This window comes from Streptomyces sp. TP-A0874, from assembly GCF_001748085.1.
GTDB lineage: Bacteria > Actinomycetota > Actinomycetes > Streptomycetales > Streptomycetaceae > Streptomyces.
The window spans coordinates 186,186-210,517 of sequence record NZ_BBZK01000009.1 but is presented as its reverse complement, the minus strand read 5'-3'; the positions used below and the strand labels follow the sequence as shown (position 1 = coordinate 210,517).

The 24,332-nt window shown below is 72.5% G+C and carries 26 protein-coding genes; 12 read left to right on the top strand and 14 right to left on the bottom strand.

Annotated features, from left to right (window positions below; genetic code table 11):
* Nucleotides 1-43: 43 nt before the first annotated feature.
* Nucleotides 44-844, bottom strand: coding sequence for an enoyl-CoA hydratase-related protein (locus BGP73_RS16855; RefSeq protein ID WP_069815709.1), 801 nt, complete (start codon nt 842-844; stop codon nt 44-46).
* Between the two features lie 304 nt (nt 845-1,148).
* Between BGP73_RS16855 and BGP73_RS16850 the strand changes: the two genes are divergently transcribed.
* A complete protein-coding gene (locus tag BGP73_RS16850; RefSeq protein WP_003966491.1) occupies nt 1,149-1,316 on the top strand; it encodes a DUF3117 domain-containing protein in 168 nt (55 codons plus the stop codon).
* Nucleotides 1,317-1,524: 208 nt separating this feature from the next.
* On the opposite strand, the gene BGP73_RS16845 is transcribed toward BGP73_RS16850, so the two are convergent.
* Nucleotides 1,525-2,160 carry an O-methyltransferase gene (locus BGP73_RS16845; protein WP_079127598.1) on the bottom strand — a complete coding sequence of 212 codons (636 nt, stop codon included), beginning with the start codon at nt 2,158-2,160 and terminating at the stop codon, nt 1,525-1,527.
* A 170-nt stretch (nt 2,161-2,330) separates the two neighbouring features.
* Between BGP73_RS16845 and sigE the strand changes: the two genes are divergently transcribed.
* From sigE to BGP73_RS16820, 5 genes are all read left to right on the top strand, one after another.
* Entirely contained in the window at nt 2,331-3,113 is a 783-nt protein-coding gene (sigE, locus tag BGP73_RS16840) for an RNA polymerase sigma factor SigE (RefSeq protein ID WP_079127597.1), read from the top strand.
* The gene (locus BGP73_RS16835; protein WP_069815703.1) at nt 3,110-4,117 is read left to right on the top strand and encodes an anti-sigma factor family protein; all 1,008 of its coding nucleotides are present in this window, start codon (nt 3,110-3,112) and stop codon (nt 4,115-4,117) included. The genes sigE and BGP73_RS16835 overlap by 4 nt, the downstream gene beginning before the upstream one ends.
* Nucleotides 4,118-4,293: 176 nt before the next feature.
* Nucleotides 4,294-5,958 (top strand): S1C family serine protease, encoded by a 1,665-nt coding sequence (locus BGP73_RS16830; protein WP_069815701.1) that lies wholly within the window; start codon nt 4,294-4,296, stop codon nt 5,956-5,958.
* 129 nt (nt 5,959-6,087) lie between these two features.
* On the top strand, nt 6,088-6,573 hold the full coding sequence (locus BGP73_RS16825; RefSeq protein ID WP_069815699.1) for a sec-independent translocase: 486 nt from the start codon (nt 6,088-6,090) through the stop codon (nt 6,571-6,573).
* Nucleotides 6,574-6,740: 167 nt separating this feature from the next.
* On the top strand, nt 6,741-7,430 hold the full coding sequence (locus BGP73_RS16820) for a hypothetical protein (RefSeq protein WP_069815697.1): 690 nt from the start codon (nt 6,741-6,743) through the stop codon (nt 7,428-7,430).
* A 93-nt stretch (nt 7,431-7,523) separates the two neighbouring features.
* On the opposite strand, the gene BGP73_RS16815 is transcribed toward BGP73_RS16820, so the two are convergent.
* The 3 genes from BGP73_RS16815 to BGP73_RS16805 all read right to left on the bottom strand — a co-directional run bounded on the left by BGP73_RS16815 (nt 7,524) and on the right by BGP73_RS16805 (nt 10,667).
* Complete coding sequence (locus BGP73_RS16815; protein ID WP_079127596.1) at nt 7,524-8,708, bottom strand: Mrp/NBP35 family ATP-binding protein; 1,185 nt, start codon at nt 8,706-8,708, stop codon at nt 7,524-7,526.
* Between the two features lie 95 nt (nt 8,709-8,803).
* Nucleotides 8,804-9,322, bottom strand: coding sequence for a DUF1003 domain-containing protein (locus BGP73_RS16810; protein ID WP_069815693.1), 519 nt, complete (start codon nt 9,320-9,322; stop codon nt 8,804-8,806).
* Nucleotides 9,312-10,667, bottom strand: coding sequence for a magnesium transporter MgtE N-terminal domain-containing protein (locus BGP73_RS16805; RefSeq protein ID WP_069815691.1), 1,356 nt, complete (start codon nt 10,665-10,667; stop codon nt 9,312-9,314). The genes BGP73_RS16810 and BGP73_RS16805 overlap by 11 nt, the downstream gene beginning before the upstream one ends.
* A 171-nt stretch (nt 10,668-10,838) precedes the next feature.
* Here BGP73_RS16805 and BGP73_RS16800 point away from each other — a divergent pair, with 171 nt between their 5' ends.
* Nucleotides 10,839-11,603, top strand: coding sequence for a hypothetical protein (locus BGP73_RS16800; protein WP_374701155.1), 765 nt, complete (start codon nt 10,839-10,841; stop codon nt 11,601-11,603).
* A 10-nt stretch (nt 11,604-11,613) separates the two neighbouring features.
* Here the strand turns inward: BGP73_RS16800 and BGP73_RS16795 are convergent, their stop codons facing one another.
* Together BGP73_RS16795 and BGP73_RS16790 are read right to left on the bottom strand one after the other, a co-directional pair.
* A complete protein-coding gene (locus BGP73_RS16795) occupies nt 11,614-12,198 on the bottom strand; it encodes a hypothetical protein (RefSeq protein WP_069815688.1) in 585 nt (194 codons plus the stop codon).
* 80 nt (nt 12,199-12,278) lie between these two features.
* Nucleotides 12,279-13,370, bottom strand: coding sequence for a magnesium and cobalt transport protein CorA (locus BGP73_RS16790; protein WP_069815686.1), 1,092 nt, complete (start codon nt 13,368-13,370; stop codon nt 12,279-12,281).
* Nucleotides 13,371-13,845: 475 nt separating this feature from the next.
* Between BGP73_RS16790 and BGP73_RS16785 the strand changes: the two genes are divergently transcribed.
* The 3 genes from BGP73_RS16785 to BGP73_RS16775 all read left to right on the top strand — a co-directional run bounded on the left by BGP73_RS16785 (nt 13,846) and on the right by BGP73_RS16775 (nt 16,354).
* A complete protein-coding gene (locus tag BGP73_RS16785; protein WP_069815684.1) occupies nt 13,846-14,487 on the top strand; it encodes a suppressor of fused domain protein in 642 nt (213 codons plus the stop codon).
* Between the two features lie 217 nt (nt 14,488-14,704).
* Nucleotides 14,705-15,343, top strand: coding sequence for a DUF6758 family protein (locus tag BGP73_RS16780; protein WP_069815682.1), 639 nt, complete (start codon nt 14,705-14,707; stop codon nt 15,341-15,343).
* Nucleotides 15,344-15,436: 93 nt separating this feature from the next.
* On the top strand, nt 15,437-16,354 hold the full coding sequence (locus tag BGP73_RS16775; protein ID WP_069815680.1) for a PHP domain-containing protein: 918 nt from the start codon (nt 15,437-15,439) through the stop codon (nt 16,352-16,354).
* Nucleotides 16,355-16,434: 80 nt separating this feature from the next.
* Here the strand turns inward: BGP73_RS16775 and BGP73_RS23165 are convergent, their stop codons facing one another.
* From BGP73_RS23165 to BGP73_RS16765, 3 genes are all read right to left on the bottom strand, one after another.
* Nucleotides 16,435-16,590: a hypothetical protein gene (locus tag BGP73_RS23165; RefSeq protein WP_170837858.1), complete on the bottom strand. Its 156-nt coding sequence runs from the start codon at nt 16,588-16,590 to the stop codon at nt 16,435-16,437.
* A gap of 296 nt (nt 16,591-16,886) precedes the next feature.
* Nucleotides 16,887-17,783 carry an alpha/beta fold hydrolase gene (locus BGP73_RS16770; RefSeq protein WP_069815678.1) on the bottom strand — a complete coding sequence of 299 codons (897 nt, stop codon included), beginning with the start codon at nt 17,781-17,783 and terminating at the stop codon, nt 16,887-16,889.
* Nucleotides 17,784-17,964: 181 nt separating this feature from the next.
* A complete protein-coding gene (locus BGP73_RS16765; RefSeq protein ID WP_069815676.1) occupies nt 17,965-19,650 on the bottom strand; it encodes a DEAD/DEAH box helicase in 1,686 nt (561 codons plus the stop codon).
* 668 nt (nt 19,651-20,318) lie between these two features.
* Between BGP73_RS16765 and BGP73_RS16760 the strand changes: the two genes are divergently transcribed.
* On the top strand, nt 20,319-21,053 hold the full coding sequence (locus BGP73_RS16760; RefSeq protein WP_069815674.1) for a ferritin-like fold-containing protein: 735 nt from the start codon (nt 20,319-20,321) through the stop codon (nt 21,051-21,053).
* Between the two features lie 54 nt (nt 21,054-21,107).
* Here the strand turns inward: BGP73_RS16760 and BGP73_RS16755 are convergent, their stop codons facing one another.
* From BGP73_RS16755 to BGP73_RS16740, 4 genes are all read right to left on the bottom strand, one after another.
* Nucleotides 21,108-21,374: a hypothetical protein gene (locus BGP73_RS16755; RefSeq protein WP_069815672.1), complete on the bottom strand. Its 267-nt coding sequence runs from the start codon at nt 21,372-21,374 to the stop codon at nt 21,108-21,110.
* 237 nt (nt 21,375-21,611) lie between these two features.
* The gene (locus BGP73_RS16750) at nt 21,612-21,839 is read right to left on the bottom strand and encodes a DUF3107 domain-containing protein (RefSeq protein ID WP_069815669.1); all 228 of its coding nucleotides are present in this window, start codon (nt 21,837-21,839) and stop codon (nt 21,612-21,614) included.
* 192 nt (nt 21,840-22,031) lie between these two features.
* Complete coding sequence (locus BGP73_RS16745) at nt 22,032-22,670, bottom strand: TetR/AcrR family transcriptional regulator (RefSeq protein WP_306303461.1); 639 nt, start codon at nt 22,668-22,670, stop codon at nt 22,032-22,034.
* A gap of 141 nt (nt 22,671-22,811) precedes the next feature.
* Nucleotides 22,812-23,051, bottom strand: a complete 240-nt coding sequence (locus tag BGP73_RS16740) for a hypothetical protein (RefSeq protein ID WP_069815668.1) — start codon at nt 23,049-23,051, stop codon at nt 22,812-22,814.
* Nucleotides 23,052-23,265: 214 nt separating this feature from the next.
* Between BGP73_RS16740 and BGP73_RS16735 the strand changes: the two genes are divergently transcribed.
* A complete protein-coding gene (locus BGP73_RS16735; RefSeq protein WP_069815666.1) occupies nt 23,266-24,237 on the top strand; it encodes an alpha/beta hydrolase in 972 nt (323 codons plus the stop codon).
* Nucleotides 24,238-24,332 lie beyond the last annotated feature (95 nt).

Below are 24,332 nucleotides of genomic sequence, written 5' to 3'. Positions count from 1 at the left end.
CGCCGGTTCCGGGCTTCCGACGGCGGCGCCGGGCGCGACGGCCTCACCGGCCGCGGAACTCCGGCTTCTGCTTCCGCACGAAGGCGTCGACCGCGATCCGGTGGTCCTCCGAGGCACCGGCCCGCACCTGGAGTTCCTCCTCCTTGGCCAGCGCCTCGGTGAGCGGACGGCCCGCACCGTAGGCCAGTGACTCCTTGATCGCCGCGTAGGCGAGGGTCGGCCCCTCGGCGAGCGTCCGGGCGACGGCCTCGGCCCGGGCGGTCAACTCGGCCGCCGGCACGACCTCGTCGGCGATACCGAGCTCCAGGGCCTCGGCGGCGGGCACGCTGCGCGGGAAGAGCAGCAGATTGGTCGCCCTGCCGTGGCCGATGAGCCGGGGCAGGGTCCAGGAGACGCCTGAGTCGGTGGAGAGGGCGACACCGGCGAAGGAGGTGGTGAAGGAGGCCGTGTCCGCGACGATGCGGTGGTCGGCGGCGAAGGCGAAGCCCGCGCCGGCCCCCGCCGCCGCCCCGTTGACCGCCGCCACCACGGGCTTCGGCATGCCGGCGATCGCCGTGACGATGGGGTTGTAGTGGTCCCGGACGGTGGTCATGGCGCCCCCGCCGCCCTGCTCGCGAACGGCGGTGAGCGCGCCCACATGCTCCTTGAGGTCCTGGCCGACGCAGAACGCCCTGCCCTCCCCGGTGAGCAGGACGGCCCGGACCCCGGTGTCGGAGGCGGCCCGGCGCAGGGTGTCCCGCAGGGCTTCCTTGGTCTCGGTGTTCAACGCGTTCATGGCGTCGGGACGGTTCAGCCTGATCGTCGCGAGTCCTTCGGTCACCTCGTACAGCACCGTGTCGGCCATGGCCGGTAGCTCCCTCCGTCGTGCTCGGTCGGTCACGGACAGCATGGCGGAGATCCTCTCCGGCGGATATGTGACCTGCGTCAAAGCGCGCCGTGACGAAAAAGGGCGCGGTAGCCCGGTACCGCCGTCGAATTGGGTGTTTTGCGATGGCCCGTTGCCCAAGCGATGCAGACCGATGTTGGTCATCGGCTCCTTCGATGCGGGATAATGGCTGGGAAGCAATATGTTCGATGCGGGTGGCACCTGTGCTGGACACGTGCGGTCACCGGCTGCGATGAGCTTGGTTTCAGGAAGGGGAACGAGCATGGCGGCCATGAAGCCGCGGACGGGCGACGGCCCGCTCGAGGTGACGAAGGAGGGGCGGGGCATCGTCATGCGCGTTCCGCTCGAAGGCGGCGGGCGGCTCGTCGTCGAGCTGACACCCGACGAAGCCGACGCGCTCGGCGACGCCCTGAAGAAGGTCGTTGGCTGAGAGCCGCTGACGGCGGCCGCTCGGCGGGCGGTGCCCGGTACGCCGGCGCCGCCGACCGGATGCCCGTTGGGCATGGGTTCGGAGGGGCTCGACCGCTATCCTGACGCTTCTGCCCCGGCGTGGGTCGCATACCGCGTATGCGACCCACGCCGGGGCAGCGGCGTTTCCGGTGCCGGCCGCCCAACACCCCGGCCCTGCCCGGAGGTTCTCAGCCGCGCTTGATCGCGCAGAGCAGTCCGTCGCCGACCGGCAGCAGCACCGGCAGCAGCACCCGGCTCTCCCGCACCGCCCGCAGCAGTTCCCGGAGCCGGTGCACCTCGGGCGTTGGGGCGGCGGCGTCGACCGTCCGGCCGTCGGCGAAGACGCCCTCGAAGACGACCAGTCCGCCGGGGCGCAGCAGCCGCAGGGACTCCTCCAGGTACTCCAGGCACTCGGTGCGGTCCCCGTCACAGAAGACGAGGTCGTAGCCGCCGTCCGCGAGCCGCGGCAGGACGTCCAGGGCGCGGCCGGGGATGGTCCGAGCCCGGTTCCCGGCGAAGCCGGCGGCCCGGAAGGCGTCCCTGGCGAACTGCTGGCGCTCCGGTTCGATGTCCACGGTCGTCAGCACGCCGTCCCTGCGCATGCCCTGCAGAAGGTAGGTGCCCGAGACCCCGGTACCGGTGCCGATCTCGGCCACGGCCTTGGCGTTGACGCTCGCGGCGAGGAGCCGGAGCGTGGCTCCGGTGCCGGTCGACACCGGGCGGAGCCCCGCTTCCTGGGCCCGCGCCCGGGCCCAGCGCAGCGTCTCGTCCTCGGCGACGAACGCGTCGGCGAACGCCCAGCTCGTCTGCCGGTTGCCGGTAATGGCCCTCTCCTGTCCCCGTGGATCGACGCAACCGAGACTGTAGCCGCTGCCCCGGGAACCGGCGGACCGGACCGGACGTTATCCGAAGTGGGGTGGGAAGCATGGCCGCGGGAGCGCTAGACAAATTAAGGGGCAAGAATCCTTATCCGGAGCTAACGGGCGAGGTGGATATGGTAGGGGCTCTACTGGACGCCACCAGAGTCCCCAGGGGAGGTGCGGCTGCGGCCGGCGACCGAGGCGTGCTGAAACGCCTTCGAGGGGCCGGCGAGCCGAAATCCGTGACTGAGACAGCTGACCGAATCCGCTCCGCCAACTCCGCCACCGCGACCTTCGCCAAGAGCGCGTCGTTCGCTGAGGACCGGGATGCGCAGACGTGGACCCCTCCCTCCTGGGAGGAGATCGTCAGCACCCACAGTGCGCGGGTCTACCGTCTCGCCTACCGCCTGACGGGCAATCAGCACGATGCCGAGGACCTCACCCAGGAGGTCTTCGTCCGGGTCTTCCGATCGCTCTCCACCTACACGCCGGGCACCTTCGAGGGATGGCTGCACCGGATCACCACCAACCTCTTCCTGGACATGGTCCGCCGACGGCAGCGCATCCGGTTCGACGCGCTCGGTGACGATGCGGCCGAGCGGCTGCCCAGCCGTGAGCCGTCCCCCCAGCAGCGGTTCCACGACAGCCACTTCGACGCCGACGTGCAGCAGGCGCTGGACACCCTCGCGCCCGAGTTCCGGGCGGCCGTCGTGCTCTGCGACATCGAGGGGCTCTCCTACGAGGAGATCGCCGCCACGCTCGGCGTCAAGCTCGGCACCGTCCGCAGCCGTATCCACCGCGGGCGCTCGCACCTGCGCAAGGCGCTCCAGCACCGCTCCCCGCAGGCTCGGGCCGACCAGCAGCGCGCGCTGAGCGCCGCGGTCCCGGGGGCCGGAGGCGAGGTCGGGGCGGCGTGACCGGATCCGGTGGCGTAGACCCCGCCGAGCACCATCTGGGCGACCGGCTCGCGGCGCTGGTCGACGGTGAGCTCGGCCATGACACCCGGGAGCGGGTGCTCGCGCACCTCGCCACCTGCGGCCGGTGCAAGGCGGAGGCAGAGGCCCAGCGGCGGCTGAAGAGCGTCTTCGCCGAGACCGCTCCGCCCCCGCCCTCCGAGGGCTTCCTGGCCCGGCTCCAGGGACTGCCGGGCGGGCTGCCCGGAGACCGTCCGGAGGGGCCGGAGGGCCCGTCCCGGGAAGGCGGTCCGGCGTCGGGCGCCCTCGACATGCGGCCGGGCCGGGCGACCTTCGCCTACCACCCGGTCCGAGAGCCGGGGCGCTCAGGACTCGGCGGGAGCCGCTCGGGCTTCCGCATCCACGACGTGGGCCGGCACGACGTCGGCCGTCCCGCCGCCGACGGAAGCACGGGGGCGCAGCGCAGCCGCAGACTGGCGTTCGCGGTGACGGGCGCGGTGTCCCTGGCCGCCTTCGCACTGGGTGGCGCACTGCCGCTGGAGGCCGCGGTCGAGGGAGTGAAGCCCCGGACCGACGGCACCGGGCCGGCGGCCACCGCGCTGCGCGCGCACGGCGCGACCGGTGCGGAGTCGGTCCCGGGCACCGGACTGCTGTCCGCGGGGGCCGGAGACGACCAGGGCGCGGTCGGCTCAGCGGGGGAACTGTGGCCCGCGCTGGGGGCGACGGTACCGCCGGCCCTCATGACCACCGCCGACCACCGTTTCGCCGCCTCCCGCCGGACCGCCGCACCGCCCGCCGCGGACGCCTCCCTCAGCCCGTTCCTCCACCGGGCCGCCGCTGTCGGTCAGTACCTTCCGCAGCTCGGCTCGCCCGGGAACTGGGAGAGCTACCCGAACCCGACGGAGATGGCGCCCCCATCCGCGCCGCTCCCCCCGGCCGATCCCGGCGAAGCGACATCGCCGAGGGTGGAGGCCGGCTCCGGCGGGGGCCCGGACCCGGTCCGCTGACGGAACGCGGACCGGTCGCCGCGCTGCCCGGGCCGCCGGAGCGGGCCGCACCCGGCGGAGAGCACCGCACGGTCCTGCGCCGCCGCTGGCGAACCTGGTTGAATCGCTGCCGGGCCCGCTCGGACGGGTCCCGGCGATACGGCCCGTAGCGGGCACGGGTGGACTGTGGGGAGAGCATGGACGAAGGGAAGGCCGTCGGGCCGAAGCCGAAGTGGTGGAGCCGTCCGAGGCGCGACTCCGCGGCACCCGCGGCACCCGCGGCACCCGCGGAGCCCCTCGACCCGCGAACCGGGGCCGGGCAGCCGCCCGTGACCGACGCTCCCGCCCGCTCCTCGGCCGACTCCGACACGCCTGAGGCGGCCGGGGAGACATTGAGCGCCGACCGCCGTGCGGCCGGGGCGCCGGAGACCGCGGCCCCCTCCGGGACGACGGCGGCCCCGCCCGAAGCGGCCACCGAGCCGTCGGCGGCACAGCCGCTGCACGCGCCGGACCCGTACGGCACCCCGCCGTACGGCGGGCCGGGCCCTTGGGCGCCCGCCCCGCCCGTCCAGCACCCGGCCACCCCGGCGCACGGCATCCCGCTCCCGCCCCCGCCGCCGGCACCGGTCGGCGGGACGGTCGAGACGCCGCCCCCCGGTCCGCCCACGCCCGCCGTGCAGTGGGGGGTCTACGACCCGTGGGCCGCCCCCACGCCGCCCACGCCCCCCGGGGACACCGGCGGGCCTGGCGGCGCACCAAAACGGAAACGGCGGCGCTCCGGCCTCCTCGCCGGCGCGGTGGCTCTCGCCCTGCTCTCCGGCATGGTCGGCGGGGTGGTCGGCATCTATCTGGAGCGGCATGCGGGCGTGGGCGGGGTGCGGCTGTCGCAGGCCGCCCCGGAACCCACCGACCGGGACCCGGAGAGCATCGCCGGCATCGCCAACGCGGCGCTGCCCGGAGTGGTCACCCTGCATGTGAACGGGGGCGGCAAGCAGGGCACCGGCACCGGTTTCGTGCTCGACGAGAAGGGCCACATCCTCACCAACAACCACGTCGTCGAACCGGCCGGTTCCAGCGGACGGGTGTCGGTCACCTTCAGCGGCGGAGAGACCGCCCGGGCCGAGGTGGTGGGCCGGGACAGCGGCTACGACCTCGCGGTGGTCAAGGTCTCCGGGGTCTCCGGACTGCGCCCGCTGGTGCTCGGCAACTCCGACTCGGTCCAGGTCGGGGACTCGGTGGTGGCCATCGGCGCCCCCTTCGAGCTGGAGGGCACCGTCACCTCCGGAATCATCAGTGCCAAGGAGCGCCCGATCACCGCGGGGGGCGAGGAGGGCGACGGCAGCGACATCAGCTACGTGGACGCCCTGCAGACGGACGCGCCGATCAACCCCGGGAACTCCGGCGGCCCCCTGATGGACTCCAAGGCCCGGGTCATCGGGATCAACAGCGCCATCCGGGCCGCCGACGGGGACTCCCGGTTCGGCGGCCAGAGCGGCAGCATCGGCCTGGGCTTCGCCATCCCGATCAACCAGGGCCGGCGGGTCGCCGAAGAACTGATCAACACCGGTAAGGCCAGCCACCCGGTGATAGGCGTCACCCTGGACATGCGGTACACGGGCGACGGCGCCCGGGTCGCCGAGGACGACGGGGACACCCCGGCCGTGGTCCGGGACGGCCCGGCCGACCAGGCGGGCGTCCGGTCCGGCGACGTCATCACCGAGGTCGACGGCGAGCGGGTGCACAGCGGCGAGGAGCTGATCGTGAAGATCCGGAGCCACCGCCCCGGGGACGACCTCGAGCTCACCCTGCGCCGGTCAGGGAAGGAGCGCACCGTCGGACTGACCCTCGGCACCGCCGACTGACGTCCAGGACCGCGGCCGGTCGTATCGGTCGCACCGGTCCCGTACCGGTCGGCGGGGCCGTACCGGTACCGTGGATCAGGGCCCGATCCGCCCCGGCTGCCGGCCGCGGAGATCTTGAGGAGCTGCAAGGTGTTCAATGACATAGGCGCACTCGAGCTCGTCGCGCTCGTAATCCTCGCGGTCTTCATCTTCGGTCCGGACAAGCTGCCCAAGGTGATCCACGAGACCACCCAGTTCATCCGCAAGGTGCGGGCCTTCTCGGAGAACGCCAAGGCCGACATCCGCTCCGAGCTGGGGCCGGAGTTCAAGGACTTCGAGTTCGAGGACCTCAACCCGAAGACGTTCGTCCGCAAACAGCTGATGGAGAACGACGACCTGAAGGAGCTCCGCAGCAGTTTCGACCTCCGCAAGGAGATGAACGAGATCGCCGGCTCGGTCACCGGAGCCGCCAGCGAGGATGACTCCACCGGCGGCGGATCATCCGGGGGGTCCAAGCTCTCCCTGAGCAAGTCCGCCGGGGCCGGACCCGCCGACTCGAACGGCTCCGACCTGCTGCGCAAGGGCGATGAGCGGGAGTCGCGGGAACTTCCGCCGTTCGACGCCGACGCCACCTGACGGCAACTTATGACCGACTGGGCGGACCGGTGTGGCTATCCTCCCAGTGTCCGCCGGTGAGCTCGCCCGAGGGGCGGAGCGCCCTGGATGACGGGGCGCTGAGCGCCTTCGGACGACGGGGCGTGGAGCGCCTCGGGACGACGGGGCAATGAGGAGGCGCCACAGAGATGGAGACGACGAGTCGGGTAGCGGCGCGGGGGGCGTCCGGGCCGTCCAGCGCATCCGACGTCGGGGAGGGGGCCACAGCGCGGCTGGGCTCCGTCGAACAGCGGACGATGGACGGCTATCTGTCGGCCACCTTCCCCTGGTACGGGCTGGACGAGGCCTTCACCGGCCGACGCTGGCTCACCGGGGTCGGCACCGCGGCGGACGGCACCGTCGAGCACGGTTCCACGGGCCACGGCGACGAGCCCTCGTACAAGTTCGAGACCACCCCCGAGAAGCAGCGTTTCGCGGTGGTCGTGACCGTCGCCAGCCGCCCGGTTCGCCGCAGCGCCGACGGCACCGGGGTGCTGGAGGCCACCTCGGTCTCCTCGGCCGCCTGGCTGGCCGGCTCCGGGCTGCTGTCCTGCACCTGGCCCAGCCGGATGGAGCGCTCGCTCCGCGAGGAATGGCTGGATCAGCAGACCGGTCTCGCCTGGGAACTGGCCGACGCGCTGGACGGCAGCGGCTGGTCGACCCTGTCGCTGCCGGTCGACGGGGTCTCCACCCCGTTCCACTACCGGGAGTCGGAGTACGGCTGGGTACTCGCCGGAGCCGCGCAGGGCGGGGTCCACCTCGGCGCCTACGGGCGCGGACTGAGCGCCTACGGCCTGGGCTTCTGCCGGGTCCCGGACATCGCCCGCTACGCCGGATGAACGCCGCCGCCCCGCCTCGGACACCTCCGGGGCGGGGCGGTTAGGTGCCGCACCGGGCAGGTTCGCCCGATGCGGCACGAGGAGTGCGCGGACTCAGAACTTGTCGCGCGGGGTGATGCCCAGCGACATGCCGGCCAGACCGCGCTGCCGGGCGCCGAGCTGCTGGGCGATCTTCCGCAGGGCGCTACCGGCGGGCGAGTCCGGGTCGCTCAGTACCACCGGCTTGCCCTCGTCGCCGCCCTCCCGCAGCCGTACGTCGATGGGGATGGCGCCGAGCACCGGCACCTCGGCCCCGGTGCTCCTGGTCAGCCCCTCGGCGACCTTGGCGCCACCGCCGGTGCCGAACACGTCGACCATCTCGTCGCAGTGCGGGCAGGGGAGTCCGGACATGTTCTCCACCACACCGACGATCTTCTGGTGGGTCTGCACGGCGATGGAGCCGGCCCGCTCCGCCACCTCCGCCGCGGCCTGCTGCGGGGTGGTCACCACGAGGATCTCCGCGCCGGGCACCAGCTGCGCCACCGAGATGGCGATGTCGCCGGTGCCCGGGGGGAGGTCGAGCAGGAGTACGTCGAGGTCGCCCCAGAAGACGTCGGCGAGGAACTGCTGGAGTGCCCGGTGGAGCATCGGGCCGCGCCAGACCACGGGGGCGTTGCCGGGGGTGAACATGCCGATCGAGATGACCTTCACCCCGTTGGCCGAGGGCGGCATGATCATGTCCTCGACCTGGGTGGGCCGGCCGTCCACTCCGAGCATCCGGGGCACCGAGTGCCCGTAGATGTCGGCGTCCACCACGCCGACCTTCAGGCCGTCCTCGGCCAGCGCGGCTGCGAGGTTCACCGTCACCGAGGACTTACCGACCCCGCCCTTGCCGGAGGCCACGGCGTAGACCCGGGTGAGCGAGCCCGGCTGGGCGAACGGCACCTCGCGCTCGGCCTTGCCGCCGCGCAGCGTGGCGGCGAGCTCCTTGCGCTGCTCGTCGCTCATGACGTCCAGCTCGACCTCGACCCCGGTCACGCCCGCCACGGCGGAGACCGCGGAGGAGACCTCGCGGGTGATCGTGTCGCGCAGGGGACAGCCGGACACCGTCAGGTAGATCCCGACCGAGACCCTGCCGTCCGCGGCGATCTCCACGGACTTGACCATGCCGAGGTCGGTGATCGGGCGGTGGATCTCCGGGTCGTTCACGGTGGCGAGTGCTGCCCGCACCGCGTCCTCGCTCGGTGCGCTGCCCCGGGGAGCCACCCGGCCGGGGTCTGGGGGAGTGTCGGTAGCCATACCGTCGATGGTACGGCTCCGCCGGGGTGGTCCGGGCGCCGGTACTCCGGGGAGTCCCGCCCGGCGGGGGCCGTCGCTACTCCCCGGTACGGCGGTCAGCGGTCGGGCGGCTGCTCGGCCGCCGACCGGCGCTCCTCCGCCTCCTTGAGCAGGTCCCGGAACTCCGAACGGATCCAGTCCCTGGTGGCCACCTCGCCCAGGCCCATCCGCAGCGCGGCGATCTCCCGGGTGAGGTACTCGGTGTCGGCGATGCTGCGCTCGTTCTGCCGCCGGTCCTGTTCCAGATTGACCCGGTCGCGGTCGTCCTGCCGGTTCTGGGCCAGGAGGATCAGCGGTGCCGCGTAGGAGGCCTGCAGGGACAGCGTCAGGGTCAGGAAGATGAAGGGGTACTCGTCGAACCGGGCCCGGGCCGGGGCCAGGGTGTTCCACAGCAGCCAGACGATGATGACGACGGTCATCCAGAAGATGAACCGACCGGTGCCGAGGAACCGCGCGATCTTCTCCGAGAGCCGGCCGAAGGCCTCCGGATCGTAGCTCGGCAGCGGGCTGCGGCGCGGCTCCCTCGGTTGGTCGAGCCGGCTGCGATCGGCCTGCTCTCCCCGCTCAGCCGCCATCGCGGTCCTCCGGTCCGTTCCCCGGAGCCGTTTCCGCGCCCGGCTCCGGGCCGCCGCCCCGGTCCTCCCGTGCCGGCTCCCGGCCGACGTCCATCCCCAGCTGCGGTTCGCGTTCCCGCCAGTCGGTGGGCAGCAGGTGGTCGAGGACGTCGTCGACGGTCACCGCGCCCAGCAGCGAGTCGCTCTCGTCCACGACCGGCACCGCCACCAGGTTGTAGGTCGCCAGGTGGCTGGTCACGGTCGACAGCTCGGTCTCCGGCGGCAGCGCTTGTAGATCGGTGTCCACGATCGAGCTGACCAGCGTGAACGGCGGGTCGCGGAGCAGCCGCTGGAAGTGGACGGTGCCCAGGTACTTGCCGGTCGGGGTCTGGTCCGGGGGACGGACGACGTACACCTGGGCGGCGAGCGCAGGGGAGAGCTCGCTCATCCGCACCCGGGCCAGGGCGTCGGCGACAGTGGCGTCCGGCCGCAGCACGATCGGCTCGGTGGTCATCAGCCCACCCGCGGTCCGCTCCTCGTAGGACATCAGCCGGCGCACGTCCGCGGCGTCCCGGGGCCGCATCAGGGCCAGCAGGCGCTCCTGCTCCCGCTCCGGCAGTTCGGCGACGAGATCGGCGGCGTCATCCGGGTCCATCGCCTCCAGCACGTCCGCGGCCCGCTGCTCCTTCAGCTGCCCGATGACCTCCACCCGGTCGTCCTCCGGCAGTTCCTCCAACACGTCGGCGAGCCGCTCGTCGTCCAGGGCGGCGGCGACCTCGGCCCGGCGTTTCGGGGACAGATGGTGCAGCATGTTGGCGAAGTCGGCGGGCCGCAGCTGGTCGAAGGTGGCCAGCAGGCTCTCCGCCCCCTGGCCGGCCTCCTCCAGGGAGAAGCCGGTGACCGACGACCAGTCACAGGTCAGCGTCTCGCCCCGGCGGCGCAGCGGCCCGCCCTTTCCGCGCCGCACGAACACCTTGTCGATCTCCCAGTCGCGGCGGGCCGGCAGCTGGCTGATGGCGACGTCCAGGACGGTCACCTCCTCGCCGGAGTCGACCAGCCGGACCCGCCGGTCGAGCAGCTCCCCCAGCACCAGGGTCTCGGTCGGCCGCCGCTCGAAGCGGCGCATGTTGACCACCCCGGTGGTGATGACCTGGCCGGACTCCACCCCGGTCACCCGGGTCATCGGCACGAAGATCCGGCGCCTGCTGAGGACCTCGACGACCAGGCCCAGCAGTCGCGGGGGGCGGCGGCCCACCCGCAGCATGGCGACCAGATCGCGGACCCGGCCGACCCGGTCGCCGTTCGGGTCGAACACCGCGACCCCGGCGAGGTGGGAGACGTACACCCGGGAGGCGGCCGACACCATGCCACACCCTCCCTTATAGCCGGACAAAAGGGCCTGAAACTGGGTTAAGGCTAACGCGCCCCGCTCGATGTCGCCGTGGATGAGGCGTCGGAAGAGCCGGCCGAGGGCCGCTCGCGCACCCCCCGGTACGCTGCCCGTCCGAGTCCCCCCGCGGCTGGAGGCAGAAGAGAAGTGTTCCCATTCTCCGGGGCGTTGGCCCGCTCTCGCACCCCTCGGCAGGCCGTGGTCGCCACAGCGCTGTGCGCCGCGGTCTCGGCGGCGCTCGCCGGGTGTTCGATGGACGAGGACCCGGACGCGGGGACCAACGGCGTCGGCAAGCTCTCCGCCGAGAAGATCGAGAACCGGACCGGCAAGGCGGTGAAGAACGCGGACGCCGTGCGGCTCACCGGAGACGTCGTCGCCAAGGGCCGCACCTACAAGCTCGACATGCGCCTGAAGAAGGACGGCGGGTCGGGCCGGGTCACCACCGAGGACAGCACCTTCGAACTCCTGCGCGTCGGGAAGCAGCTCTTCCTCAAGGCGGACGCGGACTTCTGGAAGCGCCGCAAGGGCGAGGCGGCCCAGGAGGACGCCGAGGCCGCGCAGAAGCTCGACCAGAAGTACGTCAAGGTGCCCACCGACGACCCCGCGTACCGGCAGTTCAGCGGTTTCACCGACAAGGACGTGCTGCTCGACGGCCTCTTCAAGCTGCACGGGGAACTCTCCAAGGGGAAGCGCGGCAACCTCGGCGGCCTGCGGACCATACGCATCGCCGGCTCCGGCGGCTCCGGCGGCATGCTGGACGTCTCCCTGGAGGGCACCCCGTACCCGCTGCGGGTGCACCGTGCCGGTGGCGCGGGGGTGCTGCGGCTCACCGACTGGAACGAGGACTTCGAGCTGAGCGAACCGGAGAAGGGCGACATCGTCGACTACGGGCAGCAGATCCAGGGCGGCTGAACCGCCGTCCTCAGCCCCCGCGCTTCCCCCGGCGGAGCAGCAGCCTCGGCAGCGCCGCGGGAAGCGGGCGGCGCGTGGTGGCGGGGGTCGGCAGCGGCGCCGCCGCCAGCGAGCCGGTCTCCGGCTCCGTACCCGCCGCCCCGGAGCGCTCCGGCACACCCGTCGGCTCCAACCGCAGCACCCGGCACTCACGGGCCCAGCGCTCGGTCAGCCGGTCGGCGTCCGGTGCGTTCAACCGCTTTCCCCTCAGCTCCGCGACGGCGGACTGCCAGGCTTCGCCGCCGGGCGCCAGCTCCGAGACCCGAGCCGCCCACACCAGGATCCGGCCGCCCTTGTCCTTGCTGCGCAGTGTGACCGTGGCCGGGGCCCCATCGGACAGGCCGAGGTCCGCCAAGGGCTGCTCTCCCGGTCCGTCACCGACGAGGTACAGCGCCCCCTCGTGCCAGACGTGCCACAGCGCGCGGGCCGGACCGCTGCCGCCCTGGATCCAGACGAGCGCTGACTTCCTGCTGCCCTCCTCGACGAGCGCCCGCTCCTGGAGCGTCAGGGGCCTGGGGGCGGTCCGCGGTCCGTTCCGGGGGCTGTGCTGCGTCATGCGGGAAGCCTAACGACTGGGCGCCGGAAGCCCGTCCGTCATCGCACGCCGGGTCGTGAGGGCGGGCCGCGCCGTTCGCCTCAGAGCCAGCCGTTGCGCTTGAAGCCGCGGTGCATCACCGTGCAGATCGCGACCGTCACCAGCAGCGTCAGCGGGTAGCCGTAATGCCAGTCGGTCTCCGGCATGTACTCGAAGTTCATGCCGTACACCCCGGCGATCATGGTGGGGACGGCGAAGATCGCCGCCCATGAGGTGATCTTCCGCATGTCCTCGCTCTGGGCGACCGTCGCCTGCGCCAGATTGGCCTGGAGGATCGAGTTCAGCAGATCGTCGAAGGAGAGCACCTGCTCGCTGACCCGGGCCAGGTGGTCGGCGACGTCCCGGAAGTACTTCTGGATGTCCGGATCGATCAGCCGCATCGGCCGCTCGGAGAGCAACTGCATCGGGCGGATGAGCGGCGAGACGGCCCGCTTGAACTCCAGCATCTCCCGCTTGAGCTGGTAGATGCGCCCGGCGTCGCCGCCCCGCCCGCCCGGTACCGAGAAGACATCGATCTCCACCTCGTCGATGTCGTCCTGGAGGGCGTCGGCCACGGCGATGTAGCCGTCGACGACCTGGTCGGCGATGGCGTGCAGGACCGTCGAGGGGCCCTTGGCGAGCAGTTCGGTGTCCTTCTCCAGCCGGTGCCGGAGCGCCCGCAGCGATCCCTGCCGGCCGTGCCGGACGGTGATGACGAAGTCATGGCCGGTGAAGCACATGACCTCGCCGCCCTCCACCACGTCGCAGGTGGCGCTCGACTCGGCGTGCTCGACGTAGTGCATCGTCTTGAAGACGGTGAACAGGCTGTCGCCGTAGCGCTCCAGCTTGGGCCGCTGGTGGGCGTGGACGGCGTCCTCCACCGCCAGCGGGTGCAGGCCGAACTCCTCGGCGATGCCGGCGAACTCCTGCTCCGTCGGCTCGTGCAGGCCGATCCAGGCGAAGCCGCCGGTGGACCGGGCCCGCTGGAGGGCCTGGCCGGGGGTGAAACGATCCCGCTCCCGGAGGCCGTCGCGGTAGACCGCGCAGTCGACCACGGCGCTGGTGGTGTCCGGCGGGGCGTCGGCCTGATATCCGGGCCGGTCCTTCCGCAGTGAGGGACGGACGGCTGAGCGCAGGTCGCGGATCATCGACATGGCGGGCTCCTTCGCGGGCCGGCCACCCGGGCGCACACAGCACTGCCGGGAATGAGGGCGTACAGCGGTGTACGTCCACAAAGCCGGCGGTGCGGGGTGTCACGGCGGGCGGCGTTTCAGTGTCGGGCGAAACGGAAGTGCTCTTCCGGCTACCCGCGAGAAGACCCCCGAGATCACCGAGCGAAGCGGAGGTGAAAGCGCCTCAGCTCAGTGAGACGGGTGGGGCAGGGGAGAGCTGTCGGTACTGCACGGTCGACTGGGATCCACCGCGGCCCCACCTCCTCCGGCCGGTCCCCTTGCGGGGAAGCACCGTTCGCGACATCCGCCGCGAGACTGACAGTCAGGATCGGATCCGAAGACCGCTGCCAGCTGCCGGTCGGCGGCCGGATCCGCGCCAAGACTAGCAGCCGCGGGGGCGTTCCAGGCGCTTGCTGCCGCTTCCTCCGCGCCCGGACGGACCTTCTATGCTCACCCCATGTCAGATCCTCTCCCGCTGGTCGAGACCCGACTCCGCGAGGCGCTCGGACGGCCGGACGCCCGCGCCGCGGTGACCTTCCTCGGCACCGGCCGCATCGAGGTGCTCCGTTTCCTCGCCGACGAGGCCGGCACCGGCGGGGCGCGGCCGGACGGGCGCACGCTGCGCTACGCGACGCTGGGGATGTCCGCGGAGCCGATGGCCGATCCGACCCAGCCGATCGCGGATCCGGTGCGCGGGCCGAGGGCCGAACTGCTGCTGTCCGTCCGGGCCCGCCGGCGTCCGGACGGCTCGCCGGCGGTGGACACCGACAAACTGCTCCGCCCGCTGGCCGTGCTCGCCGCCGCACCCCAGGTCGAGGGGGTCGTGATGGCCCCGGGGGCTTCGCTGGAACTCGGTGAGCCGCTCTGGCCGGGCGCCCCTTTCCAGTCGGTACTGGTGGGGCAGCCGGGAGGGCTGGTCGAGGACCTGCCACTGCCCGAGCCGATGGATCCGGTGCGCTTCCTGCCGCTCCTGCCGATGAGACCGAACGAAGCCGCCTGGAAGCGGGTGCACGGGGCCGCCGCGCTGGAGGAGCGCTGGCTGCGGCACGGTGTCGATCTGCGCGATCCGCTCCGCGGTCCGGTGCCGCTGGGCGACTGAGGGCGGCCGGACGGCTGCGGGCGGACCGGCGCGCGGCGTTCCACGCGGTCCGTCGTAGGCGTCGGGGCCGGCCATGCGGGACCTGCCCGGGTGTTCGGGCGTGACCGCGGGCCTGTGGGGCCGCCGTCACCGCCGGGAGCCATACTCCGGCGGGCGGGACCCTCGAACGGGTGACCGTCCTTGACTCGGGGACGGCCGGAGAGGACTGTGGGGCCTTATGAGGGGCGAAGCCAGTTGCCCGAAGTGCGGTGGCCGGGTCAGTGCGCCCGGCCTCTTCACCGACTCCTGGCAGTGTGGTGAACACGGCACCGTGTACCCCCTGCAGCCGGTCCTGCCACCGAGCGTCGAGGCGCTCGGGGTGGTGGTCAACCGGGCCAGGGTCCCGGTGTGGATGCCCTGGCCGCTGCCGGTCGGATGGCTGTTCACGGGCGTCTCCTACGCCGGTGACGACCGCAGCGGCGGACGGGCCACCGCTGTCGCCTGCTCCGGCCCCGGACCCCTGGGCGGGCTGGGGGAGTTGCTCCTGATCGCCGAGGAACTCGGTGTGGGGCTGGGAGCCCGGTACGCCGGGATCACCGGGCCGGACCCGGGGCCCCGCATGTGTGTGGACCGGCCTCCGCAGGCGAAGGTCCACGCCGCCGGCCGTCCGACCCCGCTCTGGCACGTCGAGGACGCCCCGGAGGACCGGGCCGTCTTCGCCGGGGAGGCGCGCGGCATGTGGCTGTGGGCGATCGTCTGGCCGGAACAGTCCGGGTTGCTGATGTACGACGATCTGGTCCTCGCCGATCTGCGGGAAGCAGGCGCCGAGGTGGAGCTCGTGCCCTGCGGGGCGCTCTCGCCGCACATCCTCGCCTGAACCCGCTGCTGCCCGACCGGGTGTCCCGGGCCCCGGATAGAGTGCGGTTCTCCCCTGCGGAACCCGATCAACCGTTTGTCAGGAGACGAGTCCGTGCGCATCGACCTGCACACCCACTCCACCGTCTCGGACGGTACGGACACCCCCGGTGAGCTGGTGCGGAACGCCGCCGCGGCGGGGCTCGACGTCGTCGCCCTGACCGACCACGACACCGTGGGCGGCCATGCGGAGGCGCGGGAGGCGCTGCCTCCCGACCTGACCCTGGTGACCGGGGCCGAGCTGTCCTGCCGGCTCGACGGTGTGGGCATCCATCTGCTGGCGTACCTCTTCGACGCGGAGGAACCGGAGCTGGCCCGCTGCCGCGAGCGGCTCCGCGACGACCGGGTGCCGAGGGCGCGGGGAATGGTCGACAGGCTGCGGGGACTCGGCGTGCCCATCACTTGGGAGCAGGTGGCCCGGATCGCCGGCCTGGAGTCCGTGCCGACGCCCGGGACCTCCGCCGGAGTCGCCCGGGACAGCCGCCCCGCCGAGGGCGCGTCCGTGGGACGACCGCACCTGGCGACCGCACTGGTCGAACTCGGCGTGGTCGGGAGCGTCTCCGACGCCTTCACCGCCGACTGGCTCGGAGACGGCGGTCGGGCCTACGTCGCCAAGTACGAACTCGACCCCTTCGAGGCGGTCGAACTGGTCCGGCAGGCCGGCGGGGTGGCCGTCCTCGCCCATCCCGGAGCGGTGAAACGGGGGGTCAGGATCGAGGAGGAGACCATCGCCCGACTGGCCGCGGCCGGCCTCGACGGCCTCGAGGTGGACCACATGGACCACGACGGCCGGACCCGGGACCGGCTGCGAACCCTCGCCGGCGAACTCGGACTGCTGACCACGGGCTCCAGCGACTACCACGGCAGCCGCAAGAGCTGCTCCCTCGGCGAGAACACCACCGACCCGGAGGTCTACGAGGAGATCGTCCGCCGGGCGACCGGGGCCCGGCCGGTGCGGGCCGCGCGCGGCTGAGGCGCCGCCAGGGGAGCGGGCCGGACTCCGGTGGGCGTGGGCCACGCTCTCCGCGCGGGCTCGCCGAACTCCCGGCGGTGCTACCCGGCGGTGGCCGGGTTAGCTGGGCGGATGTAGATGCGCTGGCCGATCGCGGCGGCCTGCTGCACGATCTGGTTCACGGAGTCGGCGTCCACCACGGTGCTGTCCAGGGCGCTGCCGTCGATGTCGTCAAGTCGCACGATCTCGAAGTGCAAAAGCTTGCTCCTTCCGTTCTGCTGATCCTCCTGCTGGAGAACTACGGGGTCACGGCGGGGCGAGGCGGCGGCCGACCGACTGAGAGGTGGGCGGTCGACCACGGAGAGTAGCCGCCGATCCGATGGAAAAAGGCCGGCTCTCGCCCGTCACACGTTTTGGTTCTCCATGTTCAACGGCCAGTGCCGGCCAGACATTCCCTGCACTTAGGAAAATGTTCAGATGGCTTAACTATGACCTTCGGGGCGGAGCCCGCCGAGCACGGGAGGATGGCCGAGTACGGCCCCGCGAAGGCCGGTCAGGCCGCCCGCCAGAACCGCGCGAGCGCTTCCGCGGTCTCTGCGGGACGCTCGGCGTTGGGGGAGTGCCCCGCACCCGCGATGACGGCGCGGCGGGCATTGAGCCGGGCAGCCATCTCGTCCATCTGGGGCATCGGCCAGGCGTAGTCCACCACCCCGGAGAGGACGAGCTTCGGCAGCGCCACGGCGGCGAGTTCCGCGCTCCGGTCCGGCTCGGACATCAACTGCCGGCCGGTCGCGAGCAGTTGCTGCGGCACGGTGGCGAGCCAACGCCGGTGCAGGAACTCCTCAAGACCGTCCTGGGAGGCCGTCGGAGCGGCGGTGGGGGTGCCGGGCGTGGCTTCGGGCTCCTCGGAGTCCATCTGCCGCATCGCCTGCCAGACGGCCTCCATTTCCATCCCCTGGAGCGCTTTGACCAGAAGTTCCATCCGTGCCCGCTGGGAGGCCGAGATGGCGCCCGGCCCCGAACTCATCAGGGTGAGCGAGGTGAACGGGGAGGCGTCCCGCAGCACGGCCGCACGCGCGATCAGCCCGCCCAGCGAGTGCCCGAGCAGATGGAGCGGAGAGCCGTCGCGGGCCTGGACCGCCTCGGCCTGGGCGAGCACGTCCTGAGCCAGTTCGTCTTGGGCGTACGCCGCCTCCTGGGCGGGGCCGGGGCTCTGGTGCTGCCCCCGCCCGTCCACCGCGAGCACCCGGAAACCCGCCCGCGCCAGCGGCTCCAGCAGGGCGATGAAGTCCTCCTTGCTCCCCGTGAATCCGGGCAGCAGGAGGGCGCTGCCGTACCGTGCCACACCGTCCGGCGGAACCGCCTCGTGGGCGGCGAAGGCACCGCGCGCGGTCTCCAGCCGGCGGGCCCGGGCGCAGCCGGGCAGGGTGAGGGAGGGCGGCCTGCTCATGGGTCGAGGTTAACGACTTGGTGCGGAAGGACGAGTGGGCTCCAGGCGTTCTGGGGCATCGGCGGTGCCCCGCAGGGTCGGGCCGCGGGGCACCGGGCCACTCGACCGAAGCGCCCACAGGCCGGCCCGGCCGCCGACGAGCGGTGGCCGGGCCCGGTGGCTCTTCCGTGACGGGGCGGGATCAGCCCTCGGAGACGGCCTCGGAGCGGGCGGAGGAGCGGATCCGACGACGGCGGCGGGGCGCCGGGGCGTCCTGCCGGGCCTCCGGGGAGGCCTCGGGGCTCACCGGGGCCTCCGCGGTGGCCTTGGCCGAGGCGCCGAGGGTGCGGCGGCGAGTCGTCTTGGCCGCCGGTGCGGTCGCGCTCTCGGCCGACCTCTCCGACTGGCAGGCGACCTTCGCCGAGCGGTCGGCGTTCACGCTGGCGGCCGCCGTCGACTCCGGGGCGGTGGCCGAGGAACGGGTGCGGCGACGGCGGCGCGGAGTCCGCCGCTCGGTGGCCGTGGCGCCGGTTCCGTCGGCGGACGCGCCCTGCTCCTCGGAGGCTGTCGGGGACTGGGCGGCCGTGGCCCCGTCGACCGGCTGGCCGGCACGGGTGCGGCGGCGGGTGCGGTTCCGCCGAGGGCGCTCGGCGGGCTGCGGCTCGGTGGCGCGCCCCCGGCCCTTGCTGCGGGCACCGGTCTCTCCGAGGTCCTCGATCTCCTCGGCGGCGAGCCCGGCGCGGGTCCGCTCGGCCCTGGGCAGTATGCCGGTGGTGCCCTTTGGGATGTTCAGCAGTTCGTAGAGGTGCTCGGAGGTGGAGTAGGTCTCCTCCGGATCGTCGAAGGGCAGGTCGAGCGCCCGGTTGATGAGCTTCCAACGCGGGATGTCGTCCCAGTCGACCAGGGTGACGGCGATACCCGACTTCCCTGCCCGCCCGGTCCGGCCGATGCGGTGGAGGTACGTCTTCTCGTCCTCCGGCGACTGGTAGTTGACGACGTGCGTCACATCGTCGACGTCGATGCCCCGGGCGGCGACGTCGGTGCAGACCAGGACGTCGACCTTGCCGTTGCGGAAGGCCCGCAGCGCCTGCTCGCGCGCCCCCTGGCCGAGGTCGCCGTGGACCGCGCCGGCGGCGAAACCGCGCCGTACCAACTGGTCCGCGATGTCGGCCGCGGTCCGCTTGGTGCGGCAGAAGATCATGGAGAGGCCGCGTCCCTCGGCCTGGAGGATCCGGGAGACCAGCTCGGGCTTGTCCAGGGAGTGGGCCCGGAAGACGTGCTGCTTGGTGTTGGCGACGGTCTGGCCCTCGTCGTCCGGCGCCGTGGCGCGGATGTGCGTGGGCTGGGACATGTACCTGCGGGCGAGCGAGATCACCGCGCCCGGCATGGTGGCCGAGAAGAGCATGGTCTGCCGCCCGGCGGGCAGCAGCTGCACGATCCGCTCGACGTCGGGGAGGAATCCCAGGTCGAGCATCTCGTCGGCCTCGTCGAGGACGAGCGCCCGGACGGCGGAGAGATCGAGCTTCTTCTGGCCCGCCAGGTCGAGCAGTCGGCCCGGGGTGCCGACCACGACGTCGACGCCCTTCTTCAACGCCTCGACCTGCGGCTCGTAGGCCCGGCCGCCATAGATGGCCAGCACCCGCACGTCGCGCACCTTGCCCGCGGTCAGCAGGTCGTTGGTGACCTGCACGCAGAGTTCACGGGTGGGCACGACCACGAGCGCCTGCGGGGCCTCGGTCAGCTGCTCGGGCTTCGCGCGGCCGGCCTCCACGTCCGCGGGGACGGTGACGCGCTCCAGCAGCGGGAGGCCGAAGCCGAGCGTCTTGCCGGTGCCGGTCTTGGCCTGGCCGATGACGTCCGAGCCCGCGAGCGCGACCGGAAGCGTCATCTCCTGGATGGGGAACGGTGTGGTGATGCCGACGGCCTCAAGGGCTTCGGCGGTCTCGGAGAGGATTCCGAGTTCTCGAAACGTAGACAGGGTTTCGCCTCTTCTGTGAGACGCGACACGAGGCGGCGAAGGGGGTCAAGTACCGCGCCGGAAACCAGAAGGCCATGAGCGGCCGGACGGTGCGGGACCACTGCCTTCGCTCGAGCGCTCAAGCCGCGAGCGGGGCCCCTCGTAGGAGATCTGTACGATTCGTACACACCACCCGAGGGCGGTCGGTTGTGTGGAAGCCGATCGGGCCACCGACCGGGCATCCGCTGGGACTCTGAGGAGCGGTCCTCAGGACACTCAGCATTCGGGGTTTTGCATCGTTCCGCCGATAGCCTGCGGAACCTTTACCACTGTACCCCGGAATCGCGCATATGTGTCGGCGAAGTGACGCGGGTCCCAGCCGCGGAAGCGGTTGCGGAGAGCTGTCGCGGGACCCTCGACGGGGATGCGCGGGCGGCCGAGGGGCCGCCGCTCCGCCGGGATGTCTGGATACGCCCGGTATCCGGACACCCTCCTCGGCGCGCCGTGGGGTATGCCACACCGGGCAGCGGCCCGGCGGACGTCACGGGCTGGCCGATCAGCCCCCTCCGCCCCGCGGACATCGGGTTATTGTGCGCTGCATGGAGACGCCAGAGGAGACTGCTGAACCCGCGCGACACACCGGGATCGCCGCCGAGGACTGGGAGCGGGCATCGACCGACCCGCAGTACCGCGCCGCGGTCGTGGACCTGTTGGGCGCGCTGGCCTACGGGGAACTGGCCGCCTTCGAGCGGCTCGCCGAGGACGCGAAACTCGCGCCCTCGCTGGAGGACAAGGCGGAACTGGCCAAGATGGCCTCTGCCGAGTTCGGGCACTTCGAGCGGCTGCGCGACCGACTCGCGGCCATCGACGCCGAGCCGACCGCGGCGATGGAGCCCTTCGCGGCGGCGCTGGAGGAGTTCCACCGGCAGACCGCTCCCTCGGACTGGCTCGAGGGGCTGGTCAAGGCGTACGTGGGCGACTCGATCGCCAGTGACTTCTACCGCGAGGTGGCCAGCCGACTGGACTCCGACACCCGGGCGCTGGTGCTCCAGGTGCTCGACGACACCGGGCACGCCTCGTTCGCCGTCGAGAAGGTGCGGGCCGCCATCGAGGCCGAGCCGCGGGTCGGCGGCCGTCTCGCCCTGTGGGCCCGGCGGCTGATGGGCGAGGCGCTCAGCCAGGCCCAGCGCGTGGTCGCCGAGCGGGACGCGCTCTCCACGATGCTGGTCGGAGGGCTGGCGGACGGCTTCGACCTCGCCGAGGTGGGCCGGATGTTCTCCAGGATCACCGAGGCGCACACCAAGCGGATGGCGGCGCTGGGTCTGGCCGCCTGACCGGGGAGAAATCGGAACCGGCGGCACCGCCACCCCGGTGGCCGGTGTGGGCTCTCAGACCGCCGACCGGCGCACCTGGGCGGCCGGTGGTCCGACCAGCAGGGAGAGCAGCGCCGCCGCGACGGCGAGCGCGCCGAACAGGACGGTCAGCAGTTGACCGGGACCGATGACCGTGCGGGTGAGCAGACCACCGAAGAGTGCGGCCGTCGGTCCCGTGACCAGCACCAGTCGGCTGGACGGGAGCCGCCGGTGGAGCCAGCGGAGGCAGGCGCAGGCCGCTGCGAGCCCGACGAGGACGGATCCCAGGGTTTCCCACAACATATGGCTGCCCTCCCACACGGTGAACGGCAGGCCAGGCGCTTGCCGGTTCGCACCGGTGGTACCCGGCGTGCGTCCGGGGTAATCCTCCGTGCGCGCGGCCGGACCGTGTGCTACGGCCGCGGGCCCCCGGAGCGGTCCGGGCAGCAGAACGGCCCCCGGGGCCGGCGAGGCCGCCGAGGGCCGCTTCCCACCCTCTGGTGGGTGTGGGCCGCCTCCCTCAACCGGGGGAGTGACTGCTTACAGGGCGCCGAATCCGACCCGCCGGCCCGAAGGCTCGCCGACCTCCACGTAGGCCAGCCGCTCGACCGGTACGAGGACCTTCCGACCGCGCTCGTCCACCAGGGTCAGCAGCTCCGACTTCTTGGCGAACGCCTCCGTCACCGCGCGCTCGACCTCCTCGGCAGACTGCCCGCTCTCGAGAACGATCTCGCGAGGCGCGTGCTGCACGCCGATCTTGACCTCCACGGATATGTCCCTCCGACGCTTCGGGTCCCCATGGGCGAAGCCCCGGGGAAGGGCGCGCGATCTGCCGCGCCGCACCCGCCAACATTAGTCGTGTGCCGTCGCTGCCGAGCCGCTGCCCGGCCACGCCGGCAGCGAACACCCGTACCGCGGTGCGGCACGGCGGTCATTCGGGTCGCCGCGCGACCGCGCCTCCTACTGACCGGCCGCCCCGTGCAGCGGGAAGCCGGCGATCCCGCGCCAGGACAGCGAGGCCACCAGCTTGGCCGCGGCGTCCCGCGGCAGCTTCTGCCCGGAGCCGAGCCAGTAGCGGGCGGTGATGTGGGCCATCCCGGTCAGCCCCATGGCCAGCAGCATCGCCTGGTCCCCGGGGAGGTTCGTGTCCTCGGCGATGACCTGGCTGACCTCCTTGGCGCAGTCCAGGCTGACCTTGTCGACCCGCTCCCGGACGGCCGGCTCGTTGGTGAGGTCAGACTCGAAGACCAGCCGGAAGGCGCCGCCCTCGTCCTCGACGTAGGCGAAGTAGGCGTCCATGGTCGCCGCGACCCGCTGCTTGTTGTCCGTGGTCGAGGCCAGCGCGGCGCGCACGGCCTGGAGCAGCGACTCGCAGTGCTGGTCCAGCAGCGCGAGGTAGAGGTCGAGCTTCCCGGGGAAGTGCTGGTAGAGCACGGGCTTGCTCACCCCGGCGCGTTCGGCGATGTCGTCCATCGCGGCCGCGTGGTAGCCCTGTGCGACGAACACCTCCTGTGCCGCGCCCAACAACTGGTTGCGTCGGGCTCGGCGCGGCAGGCGTGTGCCTCGCGGGCGCGCCTCGGTCTGCTCGATGGCTGTCACGCCGCCTCCCATGGGATCCGTTTCGTCTGCGCGGTGCCGTGCACCGCGCCGGCCATCGTACTTTCGAGTAACTCGACTGCGCTCTGACCAGCCGAGAATTTCACATTTCGGGACCTGATCGAGCTGCGTGGAACCGGTCGGTCACCGGTACTGCTCCTCCTCGTCGTCCAGGGCGACGAGTCGGGCCTGCTCGGCCGCGTCCGCGGGGTTGGCGCTCTCCGGGTCGGCCGGCATCGGCGAGTCGCGGTCCGGGAGCAGTTCGGTCTGCTGCTCCGCGGTGTCCGCTTCGGGGGCCTCGTCCTCGAGCTCCTCGAACTCCGCCAGTTCTTCGAGCTGCTCCTCCTGGTCGAAGGCGTCGGGGTCGCCGGGGTCCACAGACATTCCGATCCACCTTCTTTCCCGGGCGGGTGCCCTTCCCTACGAGCTTAGGGGCCGCCCGGGAGGGAAGCACCCCGCGCGCAGCGCCCGCCGCCGGTGGTGGGAGGGGGTCCGCGGACCGGCCGAGGGGCCCTTCGGGCGAGGCGGCCGGGTGGGAGCGCGCAGTGTGACGGCGAACACACCAAGGGTGGTGTGATCTTCTCGTAACATTGCCCGCATGTCTTCCACCGAGCTGCCGGGCGCCCCCACGTCTTCTCCGCCCAGAGCCCAGGACGGCGCGCCGGTCTCCCCGGGGGAGCGGCTGTGGACCTCCCGTCTGCCCGGGCTGACGATGCGGGTGCGCCACAGACCTCCGGTCCGGGACGGCCTGCCGCCGGCGCTGTACGTCCACGGGCTCGGCGGTTCGTCGGTGAACTGGTCGCCGCTGCTGGCGGAACTGGCCGACCGGGTGGACGGAGAGGCGGTCGACCTGCCCGGTTTCGGCCACTCTCCACCACCGGACGACGGCGACTACTCCGTCTCGGCTCAGGCCCGGGCGGTCATCCGCCATCTCGACGGGACCGGACGGGGGCCGGTGCACCTGCTCGGCAACTCCCTCGGGGGAGCGATCGCGACCCGGGTGGCCGCCGTCCGACCGGACCTGGTGCGCACCCTCACCCTGGTGTCACCGGCCCTGCCGGAGCTTCCCCCGCAGCTCTCCGCCGTGCCGACCGCGCTGCTCGCGGTGCCCGGGGTGGCGGGCCTCTTCGCCCGGATGACCAGGGACTGGAGCCCGGAGCGGCGCACCCGGGAGGTACTGGCGCTCTGCTACGGCGACCCGGCCAGGGTCGATCCGGAAGGGTTCAGGGCCGCGGTGGCGGAGTACGAACGGCGGCTGGAGCTGCCGTACTTCTGGGACGCCATGACCCGTTCCGCCCGCGCGGTGGTGGACTCCTACACCCTGGGTGGCCAGCATTCGCTGTGGCGCCAGGCGGAGAGAGTGCTCGCGCCCACGCTGCTGATCTACGGTGGACGCGACCGACTGGTCTCCTTCCGGATGGCCAGGCGGGCATCCCGGGCCTTCCGCGACGCGCGGTTGCTGACCCTGCCCGAGGCCGGGCACGTCGCGATGATGGAGTACCCGGACGCGGTGGCCCGGGCCTTCCGCGACCTATTGGACGAGACGACCGCTGACGCGGGCAGGAGCTGAAACGAGGCGTGGGACGCCATAGCCGCCGAGGCCGTACCGGAGTGGCCCGGGAGGCCGCACCGAGCGAGCCGGCAGACGACCGTACCGCCACCGCA